Here is a 17,139-nt window from a genome sequence, read left to right as displayed (position 1 = left end):
CTATTTATGATTAAAGATCCAATCCTTCTCCAACTTTTAATACTTTTCCTTCAATACCAGATAAAGACTCAATAAATTGATGAGGATCTTGCTTAATTACAGGGAATGTATTGTAGTGAATCGGCACAACAAGCTTTGCCTGCACCCATTCCGCCGCGATAGCCGCATCTTCAGGTCCCATTGTAAAGTTATCTCCAATTGGAAGAAATGCTACGTCAGGCTCATGGCGACCAATTAACTTTAAATCAGAAAATAAAGCCGTATCTCCAGCATGATAAATTGTCTTTCCTTCAATCGTTAAAAGCAAACCAGCCGGCATTCCTGTATAAATAATTTTCTCATTATTTTCTGTATAACTTGAACCGTGGAAAGCTTGCGTCAATTTTACCGTGCCAAAATCAAATGTATAGGCTCCGCCTATGCTCATTGGATGTACGTTTAAGCCTTGCCAGCTAAGATATGTAGCTAATTCTGCTACTGCCACAACAAGTGCACCGCTGCGCTTAGCAATTTCAACCGTGTCGCCTACATGATCATTATGGCCATGAGTCAGTAAAATCACATCTGCTTTTACATCTTCAGCATTTAAATCTGTTAATTCATTTCCAGTGATAAACGGGTCAATTAAAATTGTTTTTCCTTTTGTTTCAATTTTAACAATAGAATGTCCATGGTAAGAAACGTGCATCATTTATTCTCTCCTTTTACACTAACCTTTTCTATATTCTACCCGTCCGTTTTGGTTACAAAACAAGTGAATACGCGGCTATCATATCACAAACTGCGCAAAAACATGCCTTATTATGCTTGCTCTAATAAAGTTGTTGCATCAGCGTAAGTGAGACCGTGTGCATCTGCTACAGCCGCGTAAGTGACAAACCCATTTAGGGTGTTGATGCCTTGAAGAAGGGAAGGGTTTTTTAAGCATGCTTTTTTATATCCCTGACTTGCTATTTGCAGAGCATAAGGCACCGTTACGTTGGTCAGTGCTAAGGTCGACGTGCGGGGAACAGCTCCTGGCATATTAGCAACAGCATAATGCAAGACCTCATGCTTCGAATAAGTCGGGTTATCGTGAGTGGTAATGCGATCAGTTGTTTCGAAAATCCCCCCTTGATCAATAGCAATATCAACTACAACGGATCCTTTTGACATCGTTTGAACCATTTCCTCGGTGACAAGCTTTGGCGCTTTAGCTCCCGGTATGAGAACCGCTCCTATCACTAAATCTGACTCTTTTACAGATTGTGCGATATTGTAGTGATTTGACATTAATGTCGTCACTTCTTTACCAAATAAATCATCAAGCTGGCGAAGGCGATCAGCGTTTAAATCAATTATTGTAACATCAGCCCCTAATCCGACCGCAATTTTAGCAGCATTGGTTCCTGCTACTCCTCCTCCAATAATTGTTACTTTTCCTCTTTGCACGCCTGGAACTCCACTTAATAAAATCCCTTTGCCACCTTTGGTTTTCTCCAAAAATTGAGCTCCAATCTGAGAAGACATTCTTCCTGCAACTTCGCTCATTGGCGTTAACAGAGGCAAGCTTTTGTTTGGAAGCTGTACAGTTTCATAAGCAATGCCTACCACCTTTTTATCAATCAATGCTTTCGTTAATGCTTCTTCAGCTGCCAAATGTAAATACGTAAACAAAATCAGTCCTTCACGAAAATATCCGTATTCTTCTGAAATCGGTTCTTTTACTTTCATAACCATTTCAGCATCCCATGCTTCTTTTGCAGTATTTACGATAGAAGCTCCTGCATTTGTGTAATCTTCATCATGGAATCCAGAGCCTTCTCCTGCCTGTGTTTCAATATATACATCATGCCCACCGTTAACTAAAGCTGTAACACCAGCTGGAGTAATAGCCACGCGATTTTCATTGTTTTTTACTTCTTTCGGCACTCCAATTTTCACCTTTATCCCTCTTTTCTTATATCAGTGATTAACTGAAAAAAGAACGCCACACCAAATCCTTTAGAAAACCGGATTTACTATGACGTTACCTTTCGATAGAACTCAGCATAATCCTGCTTTTCTTAGTCTATATACAGTATATGCATCTAGTTATTCATATAGTTCGTTATCACTCTGTGCTTCTGGATTTTCGACTACAGAAGCCATAGCATCGCCAATGACGCCGCTTGAATAAGAATCCATCAGCTGTCTTGATGTCTCTTTTTCTCCTTCAAAATCATATTCATATACATGCTGCGGATGTTTTTTGTCTTTCATATGTCACTTCTCCTTTTTCACTCTATTTTCTTTACGAATGTGAACTTCACTTCATAATCCCTTACATGATCTTTTCTATTTTCTTCTTAAATGCTCTAGTTATACCATTTATCTCACATCAAAAAACGCCCGCAGATTTTTCTGCGGACGTTTTGATAACTTTTTTATATCGATGTTTTTTCGTGCAATTCATCTTTAGCTAGCTGAATTGCTTTTTTTACTTGTTCAAATCCTGTTCCTCCCGCGCTATTACGGCGATTAACAGCTGTTTTTGGACTTAATACATGATAGATGTCTTCCTCGAATAAATCTGACGCTTCCTTATATTGCTCAAGCGGCAAATCCATTAGGTAGATATTTTTCTGAATACAAACGAGAACCAGTTTCCCAACCACTTCATGTGCTTCACGAAACGGCATACCTTTTGAAGCAAGATAGTCAGCTAACTCCGTTGCATTTGAAAAATCTTGTTTCGTAGCTTTTTCCATAACATTTGTTTTTACTGTCATTGTTTCGATCATGCCAGCAAAAATGGTCAAACATCCTTCAATCGTTGTAACCGTATCGAACATGCCTTCTTTATCTTCTTGCAAGTCTTTGTTGTATGTTAAAGGCGTGCCTTTTAACACAGTCAATAGACTAAATAAATGACCATATACTCGTCCTGTTTTACCACGAATTAACTCCGCCATATCAGGATTTTTCTTTTGAGGCATAATACTGCTGCCCGTTGCGTACGTATCATCCATTTCAATAAATTGAAATTCTTGACTAGACCATAAAATTAACTCTTCACAAAAACGAGATAAATGCATCATTAAAATAGAACTGTTGCTTAAAAACTCTAAAATAAAGTCACGATCGCTGACAGCATCCATACTGTTTTGATAAATCCCATTAAAGCCTAGAAGCTCAGCGCTATAATGACGATCAATTGGGAATGTTGTACCAGCTAAAGCTCCTGCTCCTAAAGGAGATAAATCAATACGCTTCAGCGATTCCGCATAACGTTCAGCATCGCGCTTGAACATTGAAACATAAGCCATTAAATGATGAGCAAAAGAAACCGGCTGCGCGCGTTGCAAATGTGTGTAGCCTGGAAAAATGGTTTCAACATGCTGATCTGCTTTTGTAAGCAATACATCTTCTAGATTTTCAATCAGCCCTACAATTTGCTGAACATGCTTTTTTAAATATAAGTGCATATCTGTAGCAACTTGATCATTACGGCTTCGACCCGTATGAAGCTTTCCTCCAACCGGACCAATTTCATCAATTAATAACTTTTCTAAATTTAAATGAATATCTTCATATTGAGCAGAAAATGTTAATTCTTTCTTCTTAGCTTTTTCAAGCAGTGTTTGAAGGCCTTTTTTAATTTGTGACGCTTCATCTCCAGAAAGAATACTGCATTTCTCAAGCATTGTTACATGTGCTAAACTGCCTTCAATATCTTCTTCTACAAGATGCTGATCAAATGAAATCGACGCACCGAACTCGTCAATCCATTGTTCAGGGCGTTTCGTAAAACGCCCTCCCCAAAGTTTGGTCATACCGTTGTCACCTTCTTTTGATTTACCATGCTGCTCACTTGTGTTGGAAGTCCCCATAATGAGATAAAACCAACTGCTGCATTGTGATCAAATTCATCTTCTTTTGTATATGTTGCAAGTTTTTCATTGTATAAAGAATTAGGAGATTTACGTCCCTCTACGATAGCATGCCCTTTAAATAGTTTTACTCTCACTGTTCCATTCACATATTGCTGCGTATCTTTTAAGAATGCAAGCAGTGAATTTGTTAATGGAGAGAACCATAAACCTTCATAGATAACTTCTGTTAATTTTTTCTCAATCACTGGTTTAAAGTGCGCTACTTCTTTCACTAATGTTAAATCTTCAAGCTCTTTGTGTGCTTTAATTAATGTCATAGCAGCTGGACACTCATATACTTCACGTGATTTAATTCCCACAAGACGGTTTTCTACATGATCAATACGTCCGACTCCGTGCTTACCTGCAATTTCATTCAATTCTAGAATTAACTGAGCTAGCGTGTAAGATTGACCGTTTAATGATACTGGAACACCTTCAACGAATTCAATTTCTACTACATCCGCTGTGTCCGGAGTGTTTTCAAGAGAAGCCGTTAGGTCATATGCTTCTTCAGGTGGAGCTGCCCAAGGATCTTCAAGAACGCCACACTCGTTACTTCTTCCCCACAAGTTTTGGTCAATTGAAAATGGGCTGTCTAAGTTAATTGGAATTGGAATATTCTTTTCTTTTGCATACTCGATTTCTTCTTCACGAGACCATTTCCAGTCACGAACAGGAGCTAAAACTTCTAAGTGTGGATTTAATGCTTTAATTGATACTTCGAAACGGACTTGGTCATTTCCTTTTCCCGTACATCCATGTGCGACAGCTACTGCATTTTCTTGTTCTGCTACTTCTACAAGCTTTTTAGCGATTAGCGGTCTAGATAGTGCAGATACTAATGGATATTTTCCTTCATATAATGTGTGTGCTTGAAGTGCTGCTAACGCAAATGTATTGGCATATTCTTCTTTTGCATCAATCACATATGATGATACCGCTCCAACTGTTAAGGCTTTTTCTTTAACGAATTTCAAATCTTTTCCTTCGCCTACATCTAAACAGCAAGCTACTACATCGTACCCTTTTTCCTGTAACCATTTAATTGCAACTGATGTATCTAAACCTCCGGAATATGCTAAAACAACTTTTGGATTACTCATTATCTATTCCTCCCACAAATTATATATATATTAATACAACCGTTTTAATTTTTATTCATTTAATCTACTATTACTTTAACAACTTTTTAATCTATTTTCAATAGTTATTCAAAAAAAAGTATATAAATTCACATTTATTTTAATTTAATAGGGTAAAATCTCTTAAAATACTGTAAAAATAGACATGAATGAATATTTCTTTCTTACATACTGTGTATATTTATATGCATAAATCAAGTATAAATGATTTATTTTTCATTTACAGTAGCTGTGGCTTTTGTCATTGTATAAAATGGAAGGGAAGAGGTGAAAAAATGGAGCGCTTTTTTACTTATGACAACAGACTCGGTATAAAAATTCCTGCTCTTGAAAGAGAATGGACATTCTATTCTGAAAAAGTTCAGCAGGATATCCTCCTAACATGGGAATCCATTCGGGGACAGATTCCAGACAAAATTCAATCTTTAGAAAAGAGTATTAATCAAAAACAAGCGGCGTTAGAAGATGAGACTAATTTTATCCGCTCTTGTGAATTAAATAGCGAGATAGGAGAACTTGCTTCTATTATTAATGATTTGTGGATTTGGTATCGAACAAATGAGGAAATATCAAAAAAAGTTCACGGATAGACAAAAAAACGAGTCTCATGAAAAATTAATGAGACTCGTTTTTCTTATCCAGCAAATAGCGGTATTGGTAAAAGCGCTTTGCATAATCTGTCACTTGTTTGGCCATTCGATAATTCATCCCTCCGCCAACCATCATACTCACAATTGGCAAACGATTATAAACTTTTCGCTTCGCAGCGAATATAGCTAGCGTTTTCCCGATTTGCACAACGATTTTTTGCAGCCACGTTTTATCTACAATTTGATCAACACCTTCATAAAAATACGGGTCAAATTCTTGGCTTAACTCACTCTTTAATTGATGCCACCCCTGAGCCTGAAGGTGTCTAGGTAACGTTGCTGCATGGAAAACTTTTAGCGTTAGCATAAGCTCTGAAGGAGTCTGGATATGATAGCCGTAGCTCATTGCTGCCTGTTGCACCGCTTGAATATTCATGCATAAAACAGCAGGTATATCAATACCGACTAGCAGCGATTGTCCGGTTCCTGAAAGTGCTCCTTGACTCAGCGCATACAATCGAAGCTTGGCCATTTGCTGTTCGCATATATAAGAAAGCTGATCTACTTGAAGGGAATTCATTTCTGACAGATCTGTGATATCCTCTTTGAATACACGGGCGGTTTCAATAATTCGTTTTGTCGCTTGAGTTTGCATTTCCGTACCTTGAATTAATGCAGTTAACTGAAAGAGTCCCTCATCAATTTTATGTAAATAGGTCTCACGAACAGAAGCTGGAATTAAGTTAAGCCCTTTTTCTAACCACTCTTCGTACAATAACTCCATCTCAGTTGCTTCTACACTCTGTAAGCTCTCTTCCCATTTATAGATTTCTTCTAAAAGCTGTTCTTCGCGATTCGTTAGTATCATCATGTCACCCTTTCAAGAAATAAGTAGTTTTATTTTTATTATAACAAATAATGCATCCGTTACATTTTGCTTCCTATATTATTACTTTCTTCTATACGTTGTAAACCTTCTTTCAACCGTCGGCTACTTACGCTATATAAAAAAGCTGATTTCCTAACAAGGAAATCAGCTTTTCGTTAGTTTGCCTGACAATTTATGAGAATTCATGCATTGAAGAGGCAGTTTATGAACTTAAATATTCGCTAAACGAGTAACGTCACGTGCAATCATAACTTCTTCGTCTGTAGGAATAACCATAACTTTAACTGGAGAATGAGGGTAGCTAATAAATGCTTCTTCTCCTTGTACACTATTTAAAGCTGGATCCCAATAAACGCCCATAAACTCTAAACCGCGAAGAACGCGAGCACGTACAACATCACTGTTTTCTCCAATACCTGCTGTGAAGATGATTGCATCTACACCAGACATACGAGCAGCATAAGAACCGATATATTTATGAATACGGCTAGCAAATACTTCAAGTGCTGTTTCAGCGCGTTCATTGCCTTCAGCGCTTGCTTTGATTAGATCGCGTAGGTCACTAGAAATACCAGATACACCTAAAAGACCACTTTCTTTATTTAATACATTTAATACTTCGTCAGCAGTTTTTCCTGTTTTCTCCATAATAAATGGAATTAATGCAGGGTCAATGTTACCTGAACGAGTTCCCATTGCTACACCAGCTAATGGTGTGAAGCCCATTGATGTATCAATTGACTTGCCGCCTTCAATTGCAGCGATACTTGCACCGTTACCTAAGTGACAAGAAATTAAGCGTAATTGTTCGATTGGACGGCCAAGAAGCTCAGCTGCACGCTCAGAAACATATTTATGAGATGTGCCGTGGAAACCGTATTTACGAACGCCATACTTTTCATAGTACTCGTACGGTAAGCTGTACAAGAATGATTTTTCTGGCATTGTTTGATGGAATGCTGTATCGAAGACTGCTACAGCTGGAACATTTGGAAGAATATCTTGGAACGCTTTAATTCCCACAATGTTTGCTGGGTTGTGAAGCGGTGCTAAATCAGATAAAGCTTCAATTTCCGCTAGTGTTTCATCTGTGATTAAAACAGAATCAGCAAATTTCTCTCCGCCGTGTACTACACGGTGACCTACACCAGTGATTTCATCGTATGATTGAATGATGTTTTGAGAAAGTAACTTTTCAACTAAAATTTTAACTGCAACAGCATGGTCAGGGATTTCTGTAATATCCGTTTGTTTTTCACCATTTACCGAGATCGTGAAAACAGCGTTATCTAAACCAATTCGTTCTACTAAACCTTTTGTTAATACCGTCTCACTTGGCATTTCAAATAATTGAAACTTAAGTGAAGAACTGCCGGCGTTGATTGCCATGATTTTTGACATAAAAAAACAGCTCCTTCTTTATTATACGTGCATCATAAACATAACGAACAGAACATAAAAGTGTAATCTCTACAATATTCTATGCATTTCGACACGATTTCTATCCTTATTCATTTAATCATTCACGACAATAGATTTCAAGAGCTATACATCATGAAAACGCTACCGGAAAATATTCATTATTTTCGAAAAAGACTTACTTTTTATTAACGCTGAACCATTGGTCCATTTGAGCCATAATATCACTCATTGCTTCTCGATTACTGAACTTCGGCAAATTCACAAGCAGCGCTTGATCAGGCGCTGTTACCCCTTCTCCCTGCTTTTGAAGAATGATAATACTCTTAGCAGCCTGCTCTTGTTTGAACATTGAAAGCGGCAGCTGAACGATTCCTTGAACGATTGCTTCCTCTTTTAGCAACGGCTGTAATAAATGAGACTGTTCAGATTCGAACAAGTTATTTGGAATAAGGGCTACTACGTATCCTCCATCTTTTACATGACGCAAGCTTTGTTCAATAAATAAGTGATGAGCATAGGTGTGACCTTCTTCAGCTCTTACCTTATACTCTTTTGCCCCTTCGTCGTTTGGATAATAACCAACAGGAAGGTCACAGACAACTAAATCAACAGGATCAATAAAAAGCGGCTGTAAGCTGTCTTGGTTGAATAATTGAACGCCGTGCTTCTGTAAATTTGCATTTACATATGTCAATTGAAGTAATAAATCATCCACGTCTACACCGTATACGTGTTCAATTGACGCAGCGTGTGTATTTAAAATTGTTGTTAATAAGTTCCCTGCTCCTACTGCTGGATCTAAAAGCGTATATTTATCTTTTCCTGCCATGAACTTTCCAACTAGGTAGCTGACAAATAGTCCTACAGCATCAGGCGTCATTTGATGGTTAGGCTGAACTGCTTCTTTCATGCCTTTTAAAATAGCCAGCTGATACGCTTTTCGAATCGTTTCTTTTTCAAAATGATCAAGCGTGATTGAATCGTACTCTTTTTTCAAACGTTTTTTAGTTACCTCATCTAGCTCTTCTTGTAAAATAGTTCCTTGAAACAAATTTTCTCCCGTTTCAGCTACTGCTTCTAAATATACGCAGTTTAGTTCTTTTCTTAAAATAATAGCTGTTTGATCAATTACACCAAATAGCTTTTCCATACTAGCTAACTGACTCATGTTCTGCCTCCTGTGTAATGAAATAATATCTATATAAATGAGTAAACGTCCTATTTGGAACAACATATTTTATCATAAAAACTTCTTAAAACACAAAGAAGGCGAAAAACATTGTTTTCCGCCTTCTGCCGAACGCCACTGACAATCTTACTTAGCTGTTTTAGCTGCTTCGATTGCTGCTTCGTAGTTCGGATGCTCAGTTACTTCTGGTAAGTACTCAACATACGTTACGTTGTCATTTGAGTCTACCACAAAGATTGAACGAGCTAATAAGCGTAATTCTTGAATAGCTACACCATATGCTTCTCCGAAAGATAAGTCGCGGTGGTCAGATAAAGTTTGAACATTATCAATGCCATTAGCACCACACCAGCGCTTTTGAGCAAACGGTAAATCTACGCTTACTGTTAATACTTTTACGTTATCTAATTTAGCTGCTTCTTCGTTGAAGCGGCGAGTTTGCGCATCACAAACTCCAGTATCAATAGAAGGAACTACACTGATTAGGCGAACAGAACCCTTTGTACTGTCAAGCGTTACTTCTGATAAATCATTTGCTAAAACGGTAAAGTTTGGAGCCTTGTCTCCAACCTTCACTTGATTTCCTAATAATGTTACATCGTTACCTTTAAATTTAGTCACGAATAATTCCTCCTTTAAATAAGTATGTACACTGTTCATATTAGCTTGTCTGTCTCTATATTGCAATTAAATGACATACAAAACATGGCACTCCAAGCTAGAAAACAAACCAAACAAAATAAGCTTTGCTTGCTTCTTTTACTATTCAAAGAAGCAAGCAAAGCTTTATTTTATACCTACAAATTAAAATCGTTTGCACTATCATGATGCTGATTTTGTTGATTATGATGATCCTGCTGATGATTGTTTCGTTTAAACATTTGCTGCACGCGTTCAATTGCTTGAGGGGCTGTATCTAAAATCTTTTCATATAAATGTGTACTTTCGTTAAGGTGAAGCATTTTAATTCCGCTTCCACTCACAATTAAAAAGGCAATTGGCGTAATTGATACACCGCCACCGCTACCTCCGCCAAATGGATGACCTGATTCTTGCTGATGCTGTCCAGGAGAAGATGATGCATGCCCTTCTACTCCAAACTCGCTTCCGCCCGCTGCAAAACCAAAACCGACTTTTGAGACAGTTAAAATAACACTTCCATCAGGTGTTTCTACAGGATCCCCAATGATTGTATTAACATCAATCATTTCCTTTAAATTTTCCATAGCTGTCGACATTAAACTTTTAATTGGATGTTCTGCCATTAAGATAACCTCCTTATGTTTTCACAGAGTGTGTCTTGTTCTTATTTGACGACTTCCATCTTTTGCGACGCTTTTTGGACGTATGCCGCCAGTATCTCAAGGTCCGTAAACCTACTAGAATAGCTTGACCAACTCGAAAAGAAATTATGCACTCAAATACCGTTTCTGACCAAAGATGTTGAAATACAGGAGTAACGCTCATTACAGGCATATCTTTTAGTTTCATATAACGGCTGATTATACCAACTATGCCCCCCTTTGCAGACCATACAGCCCCGGTAAGTACGCCTGTTAACGCAGCGTCACCTAAGCCGAAACGGCTGTGCCATCTAATATCACTTACCGTCACTTTCTGTAAGAAACGACGAAAAATTTTATGAAAACCGACTACCTGTTCAAGGAATTGCTTCGCATTTTCTAACATGCTTAGCCCGTCTTCTACAGAATAATCACTCCATGAATTCTCGTCTTCTTTTCCTTGATCACCCATTCCTTTCTTCTTTTCAACAAGCAAACGAGGAGAATCTTTTTTCACTTTCACTACCGGAATTTCGTATGTATAGCGAATAAGACCAAACCAAGCCCTGAGTCTCACTCTGTAATAATCGTTATCTCGGACATGGTGAAGATCTACAAACAGCGTGATTTTTGTCCATACAATAAGTACAATAACAATTAAAAGTGCTAGCAATATCCATAAAAGCCATAGCACATCCTTCACTCCTTCTTAGCTTCACATTATCTCCAAAACACAGAATATTAAACCTTATGGAAACAATACAAAGAGGTTGAGATATGATATAACGAAATGAATCCAATCTCAAGACGAACAAATGGGATACATGAGCTGAACCGCTTGTGACACCGCAGTTGATTGGAGGGGAAGGCGAAGTCTTGCACGGAAATCAACTGATAGAAGAATCTAAACAAATGAAACCTGCGTTTACCATAACAAAAAAAACGAACCACTAATCAAAAGTCTTGATCAGTGGTTCGTTTTTCACTTCGTCTAAAATCCTTTTATTCCAGCCCCTTTTTATTATCTGCTGATTGTACCTTCGTGTATGACGGTTGTATCTGCGTAGTAATCGTGTGCTCCTTGCTTCTTAGGTAAAAACGCCACTAATAAATAGCCTAGTAAAAAAACCGTTTTAGAAATATAACGTCCAACTCCTTCACGAAACAGCACAACAGGCCAAGTTAACGTGGAGTCTTTCAGCGATACTACTTTAAGCCCAAACACCATCTTTCCAAGCGTTTGTCCAAAATACTTGGTCATTAAAACAAAATAACCATAAAAGATAATAACCGTTACAATCGTATAGGGAGAAAAAAATCCATCTCCTCGAGAAATACCTGCTAAATGGAAAATGGGCTTGATCAGCAGGGAGTTCAAGCTAGCTACCACAGCTAGATCTAAAAGATATGCCCAAAAGCGCATCCAAAAGCCTGCATAATGGAATTCACTACCTATTGGCGTACTTACCGCTGGCTCATGTTTTATATTGTCGTTTGATTCGGTTGAATGAGACTGATTTTCCATGTTCCCACCTCTATTCTGCATATAAATACATCAGACGCGGAGAGCTTGGCTGCGCAAATGTTTTTAACATTGCAGTGACTTGTTCATCTCCACCTATTACTTTTTGCATGCTCATTGAAAGCCAAGAAGGCAGTCCGAATCCTTGATTGTATTGAATTACTTGTGCACCTTTTAACTTATAATCTTTCTCCATTCCTGTTACCGCATCTTCAAAATAGCCTAGTTGATCGACCAGCTTCAGCTCTTTAGCCTGACGTCCATCGTACACTCGTCCATCTGCGATAGAGCGCACTTTTTCTTTAGACAAGTGACGTCCCTCAGAGATAACATTGACGAAACCATCGTACGAGTTGTCTACAAGTGTTTGCATAATTTCTTTTTCTTCTCCGGTCATTTCTCTTGTTGGAGACATAATATCTTTATGAGCCCCGCTTTTGATAACAACAGATTCTACTCCTAGTTTATCAGCCAGCTTGCCGTAGTTAACGCTTTGCATAATTACACCTAGTGAACCTGTTAAAGTATCCGGAATTGCATAGATTTTATTAGCAGCTGTTGAAATGTAATAGCCTCCTGAAGCAGCCATTGATCCCATTGAAATATACACTGGCTTTTTCGTTTCTTTCTTCAGCTCTTCAATTTTTTTATGTATTTCAGCACTTTCAACGACGCCGCCGCCCGGTGAATTCACCTTAATAATGACTCCTTTAACTGCCTTATCATTTTTTGCAGCCTCTAGCTGCTTTAAAAATGCTTGGTGGTTATAACCATTTTGGGACATAAGCGGAGAGGAACCACTTCCTGTATCTTGAATCGTTCCATTGACCTCTAGCACTGCAATTTTCTTAGCTGCATTCCCTTTTTCGATAACTGTTTCTGATAGTTCACTGTCGTCTCCTCCAAATATGCCTGCCAGACCGTCATCTTTTTCTTCTTTGACTGAAAAACCAATATTAACAATCGCAGAAAAAATGAATAAGCAGGCCGCAATTAAAAGAGCAATCCACCTTTTTTTGTTCATGAAAATCCTCCTTTTTAGGTGTCAGAATTAAAAGATTATTCTTTTAATTCCTAAAGCAATAATGCTATAATTATTGTAACAAACTTTTTTTAAAAAGTTTACTTTATCGCTAATATTTTACATATCAGACAAACAAGGGGGAACTATCTATGCCAAATCGTCGCAACGTTTATTTCTTTCATCCAAAAAACCAGGAAACAAAGGCGCTCGTAAGTCCACTTATTGAACTTGCAAAACAATATGACTTTCAAGTAGTAGACCATTTCGACAGCGCTAACATCATTGTAAGTATTGGCGGTGACGGAGCTTTCTTGCAGGCTGTCCGTCAATCTGGCTTTCGAGATGACTGCTTATATGCTGGTGTCACAACTTCAGATCAACTAAGCTTTTACTGCGATTTTCATATCGATGAAACGGATAAAATGATTGAAGCTATTACGACAGAAAATATAGAAGTACGTCGATTTCCCGTTTTACAAACTCAAATTGATCAAGGAACTTCTTTTTATTGCTTAAATGAATGTTCGATTCGATCAGGAGTTATAAAAACACTCAGTCTAGATGTTTTTATTAATGAAAATCACTTTGAAACATTCCGTGGGGATGGGATGATTATTTCAACACCAACAGGCAGTACGGCTTATAATAAATCGGTAAGTGGAGCCGTAGTTGATCCGTTAATTCCTTGTATGCAAGTCAGCGAATTGGCATCGTTAAATAATAATAACTATCGTACATTAGGATCTTCATTCATCCTAAGCGCTGAGCATACGCTCACTTTAAAACTATCCAATGACAACAACCACAGTCCAATTATTGGAATAGATAACGAAGCATTAAATGCACGTCAAGTTGATCAAGTTCAAATTCGTTTAAGCGACCGTCAAATTAAAACGGTTAAGCTGAAAGATAACTCTTTCTGGCAACGAGTTAAGCGTACATTTCTATAATAAAAAGCGCCTTTGGGCGCTTTTTATTTTTGATATACAATTTCTCCATTAATAGCAGTCATCTGCACCTGTACCCCTGGAATATCATCTGCAGGTATCTCAAACAGATCTCTTTCTAATATGGTAAAATCAGCTACATAGTCCTTTTGAATATATCCTTTTTTATGCTCTTGATGAATGGCCTGTGCGCTTCCTAATGTAAACAGCCGAACAGCTTCAAATACAGTGAGTCGCTCAGAAGGTATGTAAACGACCGAGCTGTTCGGAGAAGTTTTTCTAGAAACTGCTGCATGAATCGTTAACATGGGATTGATAGGTTCAATAGGCGCATCCGATCCGCCTGCACACATTACGCCCTCGTCCAATAACGTTTTCCACGCATAGCAATAGTCCAAATGCTCTTCTCCAATTTTTTCAATAACCCATGGAAAATCACTGGCTAAAAACCGAGGCTGGATATCCAGCACAACCGGGAGCTTTTTTACACGATGAACTAAATCTTTTCGTAGAATTTGCGCATGAATAATACGATCTCTTTGCCCTGCTTGAGGAGGATATTGTTCGATGCTTTCTACTACATATTGAAACGCTAAATCACCAATTGCATGAATTGCAACCGTCATGCCCAATTCTCTTGCTTTTCTCACTAGCTGTTTTAATTCATCTAGTGATTGAATAGCTACACCTCTTGTAGAAGGGTCGCTTTTGTATGGAAAGCTTAAAAGAGCAGATTGACTGCCGAGAGAACCATCAGCAAAAATCTTCATTGGTCCTATTTCAATAAAAGCAGATGTGTCTTTCTTTTCTTCAACGTATGTATACATATCATCTACAGCTTCATGATGAACAAGTAAATGAGCACGAAACAGCTGCTTTTCTTTATGAATAACGTCTTGAAATGCTTGATATGCACGTAAAAAGCCTCCATAATAATTTAAATCTTCCGTATGTCCACCCGTCAATCCGTGCTGAATACAATCTTTAATGGCTACTGAAAGAGCTTGTCGAATGTATGCTTCTGATACTTGAGGAATATGAGCCGTTACTAATTCTTGCGCTTGATCAGCCAAAAAACCGGTAGGATTTCCCGCTTCATCCCTCTGGATAATACCTCCTTCCGGGTCGCGTGTTTCAGCTGTAATCCCGGCTATTTTAAGAGCAGTCCCGTTTACTACTAATCCGTGACGACAGACTCGCTTCAACATAATAGGATGTTCTGTTGAAAGTTGATCAAGATCTTGATACTGAATCAAAGAGGAATCTTCCCACTGATTTTCATCCCAACCTTCTCCAATTACCCATTCTCCTTTTGGTGTACTCTCTACTTTTTGCCGAACGCGCATCAGCACGTCTTCCCTAGAAGTAGCTTGAGACAAATCAAGCCTAAGGAGCTTTTCACCGTGACCAATTAAGTGAAGATGGCTATCTACAAAGCCTGGATACATTGGATATCCTTTGAGGTGTACTTCTTTGTTAATCTCAGCACCCCATTTGATTCTTAGATCTTCTTCTGCGCCTATATCTTCAATGAATCCTTTTTCAACATATAAGCTTTCTACATGCTCACCTTCTTTTAGCATCGTATATATTTTGCCGCCGTAAAATAAAGTCCCCATCGCCAACATCTCCTTTACTTTATAAAGCTTGATCTTGTCTCTATTATACGTGACAAAACAAACAAGACAAAAGAGTGAGGTTTCCCCCACTCTTTTTAGCCATCATTATTTAGTTAATATGACTTATTTACCACCAAGTTGTTGCTCAGCCATTTGAACTAAGCGTTTAGTGATTTCTCCACCAACAGATCCGTTAGCGCGAGCTGTTGCTTCTGGTCCAAGATTTACACCGAATTCAGAAGCGATTTCGTATTTCATTTGGTCGATAGCAGCTGCTGAACCAGGAGCTACTAATTTGTTTGTGTTTGCCATGTGTTTTCACCTCCTTGTTGAATATAGATTGTGTCAAAACACATGGCATCATACATTATTTTTTTGGTAATTTTATGAAATTTACCTTTTAAAACAAATCTTCTACGCTGTCTGCGGTATTTGTAGACGAAGAAGCTGTCATCTCAAGCGTTTCTACATTATTTACCGCTTCTTGAATTAATGTTTCAAAATCATAAAATTGTTCGTATCGATTTATTTTTTCACGCTTTGGCTTCGTTTTTGGTGAGCTTGGCGTAAAAATTGTACAGCAGTCTTCATACGGTCGATTCGAAATTTCATGTGTATCAATTTTGCGGGCAATTTCAACAATCTCCGTTTTATCCATTGTTACAAGCGGACGCAAAATTGGCGTATTAGTCACTTCATTAATCGCATACATGCTCTCAACCGTTTGACTAGCTACTTGCCCTAAGCTGTCGCCAGTTACGATAGCTAACGATTCATTTTTTTCACGAATAAGGTCCGTAATTCGAAGCATCATACGGCGTGTAGAGGTCATGGTATAATTCTCTGGAATTTGCTTTTGAATCGCTTGCTGTACAGCTGTAAACGGTACAATGTGAAGCTTTACTTTTTCGTGATAAGCCGTTAATTTTTGCGTTAAATCGATGACTTTTTGCTTAGAACGTTCACTTGTAAAAGGCGGACTGTAAAAATGAACCGCCTCTATTTCTAAACCGCGCTTCATGGCTAAGTATCCTGCAACCGGGCTGTCAATTCCTCCAGAAAGCATCAGCATCGCTTTTCCACTCGTACCAACTGGAAGACCTCCTGCTCCGCGATAATCAAAACATGTAATATACGTTGCTTCACTTCTCACTTCTACTCGTACATTTACGCTTGGTTCTTTTACGTTTACCTTTAGATGCTCTGTATTTCGTAGAATATGACTTCCTACTGCATAATTTAATTCGTTTGTATCAAGAGGAAATTGTTTATACGCTCTCCGAGTAGATACTTTGAATGTTTTTCCTTCTATATCAAATTCTTTCATTACTTCTAACGCTGCTTCTTGAATCGCTTCAAGCTCATTTTCAACTTTTAATGCTAAACTAAAGCTCTGAATACCAAAGATTTGCTGAAGACGTTCGATGATAGGCTCGTGATTTTCACCGTTTAAGTGAATATACATGCGGTCTCTTGTGTATTTTACGTGAATATTTTGGAATGCACTAAGAGCCGTTACGATATTTTTTCTTAGCTGGGCAACAAATTTTTTTCTATTTTGTCCTTTGGTTGAGATTTCTCCGTACCGAATTAAAATATGGTTATATATCATAATC

General features: G+C 38.1%; 18 protein-coding genes. 2 read left to right on the top strand and 16 right to left on the bottom strand.

Translation table 11 applies throughout. The features are described 5' to 3' along the window. Window positions 1-10: 10 nt before the first annotated feature. From ACFX4N_RS20290 to ACFX4N_RS20270, 5 genes are all read right to left on the bottom strand, one after another. The gene (locus tag ACFX4N_RS20290; RefSeq protein ID WP_013059461.1) at window positions 11-688 is read right to left on the bottom strand and encodes a metal-dependent hydrolase; all 678 of its coding nucleotides are present in this window, start codon (window positions 686-688) and stop codon (window positions 11-13) included. A 113-nt stretch (window positions 689-801) separates the two neighbouring features. Continuing rightward, window positions 802-1,923 (bottom strand): alanine dehydrogenase, encoded by a 1,122-nt coding sequence (ald, locus tag ACFX4N_RS20285; RefSeq protein ID WP_013059462.1) that lies wholly within the window; start codon window positions 1,921-1,923, stop codon window positions 802-804. Window positions 1,924-2,073: 150 nt separating this feature from the next. Then, window positions 2,074-2,241: a hypothetical protein gene (locus ACFX4N_RS20280; protein WP_013059463.1), complete on the bottom strand. Its 168-nt coding sequence runs from the start codon at window positions 2,239-2,241 to the stop codon at window positions 2,074-2,076. 164 nt (window positions 2,242-2,405) lie between these two features. Then, entirely contained in the window at window positions 2,406-3,794 is a 1,389-nt protein-coding gene (argH, locus tag ACFX4N_RS20275; protein ID WP_013059464.1) for an argininosuccinate lyase, read from the bottom strand. Further along, window positions 3,791-4,999 (bottom strand): argininosuccinate synthase, encoded by a 1,209-nt coding sequence (locus ACFX4N_RS20270; RefSeq protein WP_013059465.1) that lies wholly within the window; start codon window positions 4,997-4,999, stop codon window positions 3,791-3,793. The genes argH and ACFX4N_RS20270 overlap by 4 nt, the downstream gene beginning before the upstream one ends. A gap of 314 nt (window positions 5,000-5,313) precedes the next feature. Between ACFX4N_RS20270 and ACFX4N_RS20265 the strand changes: the two genes are divergently transcribed. Then, window positions 5,314-5,628, top strand: coding sequence for a hypothetical protein (locus ACFX4N_RS20265; RefSeq protein WP_029319996.1), 315 nt, complete (start codon window positions 5,314-5,316; stop codon window positions 5,626-5,628). A gap of 25 nt (window positions 5,629-5,653) precedes the next feature. Here ACFX4N_RS20265 and ACFX4N_RS20260 read toward each other — a convergent pair whose 3' ends face one another. The 8 genes from ACFX4N_RS20260 to sppA all read right to left on the bottom strand — a co-directional run bounded on the left by ACFX4N_RS20260 (window position 5,654) and on the right by sppA (window position 12,957). Continuing rightward, a complete protein-coding gene (locus ACFX4N_RS20260; protein WP_029319993.1) occupies window positions 5,654-6,496 on the bottom strand; it encodes an EcsC family protein in 843 nt (280 codons plus the stop codon). A gap of 231 nt (window positions 6,497-6,727) precedes the next feature. Further along, window positions 6,728-7,918, bottom strand: coding sequence for an acetate kinase (locus ACFX4N_RS20255; protein WP_013059468.1), 1,191 nt, complete (start codon window positions 7,916-7,918; stop codon window positions 6,728-6,730). Between the two features lie 196 nt (window positions 7,919-8,114). Next, window positions 8,115-9,107 (bottom strand): class I SAM-dependent methyltransferase, encoded by a 993-nt coding sequence (locus tag ACFX4N_RS20250; RefSeq protein ID WP_029319991.1) that lies wholly within the window; start codon window positions 9,105-9,107, stop codon window positions 8,115-8,117. 147 nt (window positions 9,108-9,254) lie between these two features. Beyond that, the gene (tpx, locus tag ACFX4N_RS20245; protein ID WP_042452765.1) at window positions 9,255-9,788 is read right to left on the bottom strand and encodes a thiol peroxidase; all 534 of its coding nucleotides are present in this window, start codon (window positions 9,786-9,788) and stop codon (window positions 9,255-9,257) included. Between the two features lie 137 nt (window positions 9,789-9,925). Continuing rightward, window positions 9,926-10,393 carry a GerW family sporulation protein gene (gene ytfJ, locus ACFX4N_RS20240; RefSeq protein WP_013059471.1) on the bottom strand — a complete coding sequence of 156 codons (468 nt, stop codon included), beginning with the start codon at window positions 10,391-10,393 and terminating at the stop codon, window positions 9,926-9,928. Between the two features lie 13 nt (window positions 10,394-10,406). Beyond that, a complete protein-coding gene (locus ACFX4N_RS20235; protein ID WP_013059472.1) occupies window positions 10,407-11,105 on the bottom strand; it encodes a DUF2953 domain-containing protein in 699 nt (232 codons plus the stop codon). Window positions 11,106-11,432: 327 nt separating this feature from the next. Next, window positions 11,433-11,936, bottom strand: coding sequence for an RDD family protein (locus tag ACFX4N_RS20230; protein ID WP_013059473.1), 504 nt, complete (start codon window positions 11,934-11,936; stop codon window positions 11,433-11,435). Between the two features lie 10 nt (window positions 11,937-11,946). After that, entirely contained in the window at window positions 11,947-12,957 is a 1,011-nt protein-coding gene (gene sppA, locus ACFX4N_RS20225) for a signal peptide peptidase SppA (protein WP_013059474.1), read from the bottom strand. Between the two features lie 149 nt (window positions 12,958-13,106). On the opposite strand from sppA, the gene ACFX4N_RS20220 reads away from it, so the two are divergent. After that, on the top strand, window positions 13,107-13,907 hold the full coding sequence (locus ACFX4N_RS20220; protein WP_013059475.1) for an NAD kinase: 801 nt from the start codon (window positions 13,107-13,109) through the stop codon (window positions 13,905-13,907). A gap of 23 nt (window positions 13,908-13,930) precedes the next feature. On the opposite strand, the gene ACFX4N_RS20215 is transcribed toward ACFX4N_RS20220, so the two are convergent. The 3 genes from ACFX4N_RS20215 to thiI form a co-directional block, all read right to left on the bottom strand. Beyond that, window positions 13,931-15,523, bottom strand: a complete 1,593-nt coding sequence (locus ACFX4N_RS20215; RefSeq protein WP_328142497.1) for an amidohydrolase — start codon at window positions 15,521-15,523, stop codon at window positions 13,931-13,933. 123 nt (window positions 15,524-15,646) lie between these two features. Next, a complete protein-coding gene (locus ACFX4N_RS20210; RefSeq protein ID WP_013059477.1) occupies window positions 15,647-15,835 on the bottom strand; it encodes an alpha/beta-type small acid-soluble spore protein in 189 nt (62 codons plus the stop codon). A gap of 88 nt (window positions 15,836-15,923) precedes the next feature. Continuing rightward, window positions 15,924-17,135: a tRNA uracil 4-sulfurtransferase ThiI gene (gene thiI, locus ACFX4N_RS20205; protein WP_377262289.1), complete on the bottom strand. Its 1,212-nt coding sequence runs from the start codon at window positions 17,133-17,135 to the stop codon at window positions 15,924-15,926. Between the last annotated feature and the right edge of the window lie 4 nt (window positions 17,136-17,139).

Source organism: Priestia sp. YIM B13551, from assembly GCF_042787905.1.
GTDB lineage: Bacteria > Bacillota > Bacilli > Bacillales > Bacillaceae_H > Priestia.
Note: the sequence above shows the minus strand (reverse complement) of the source record. Positions and strands in the feature narration are given on the sequence as shown.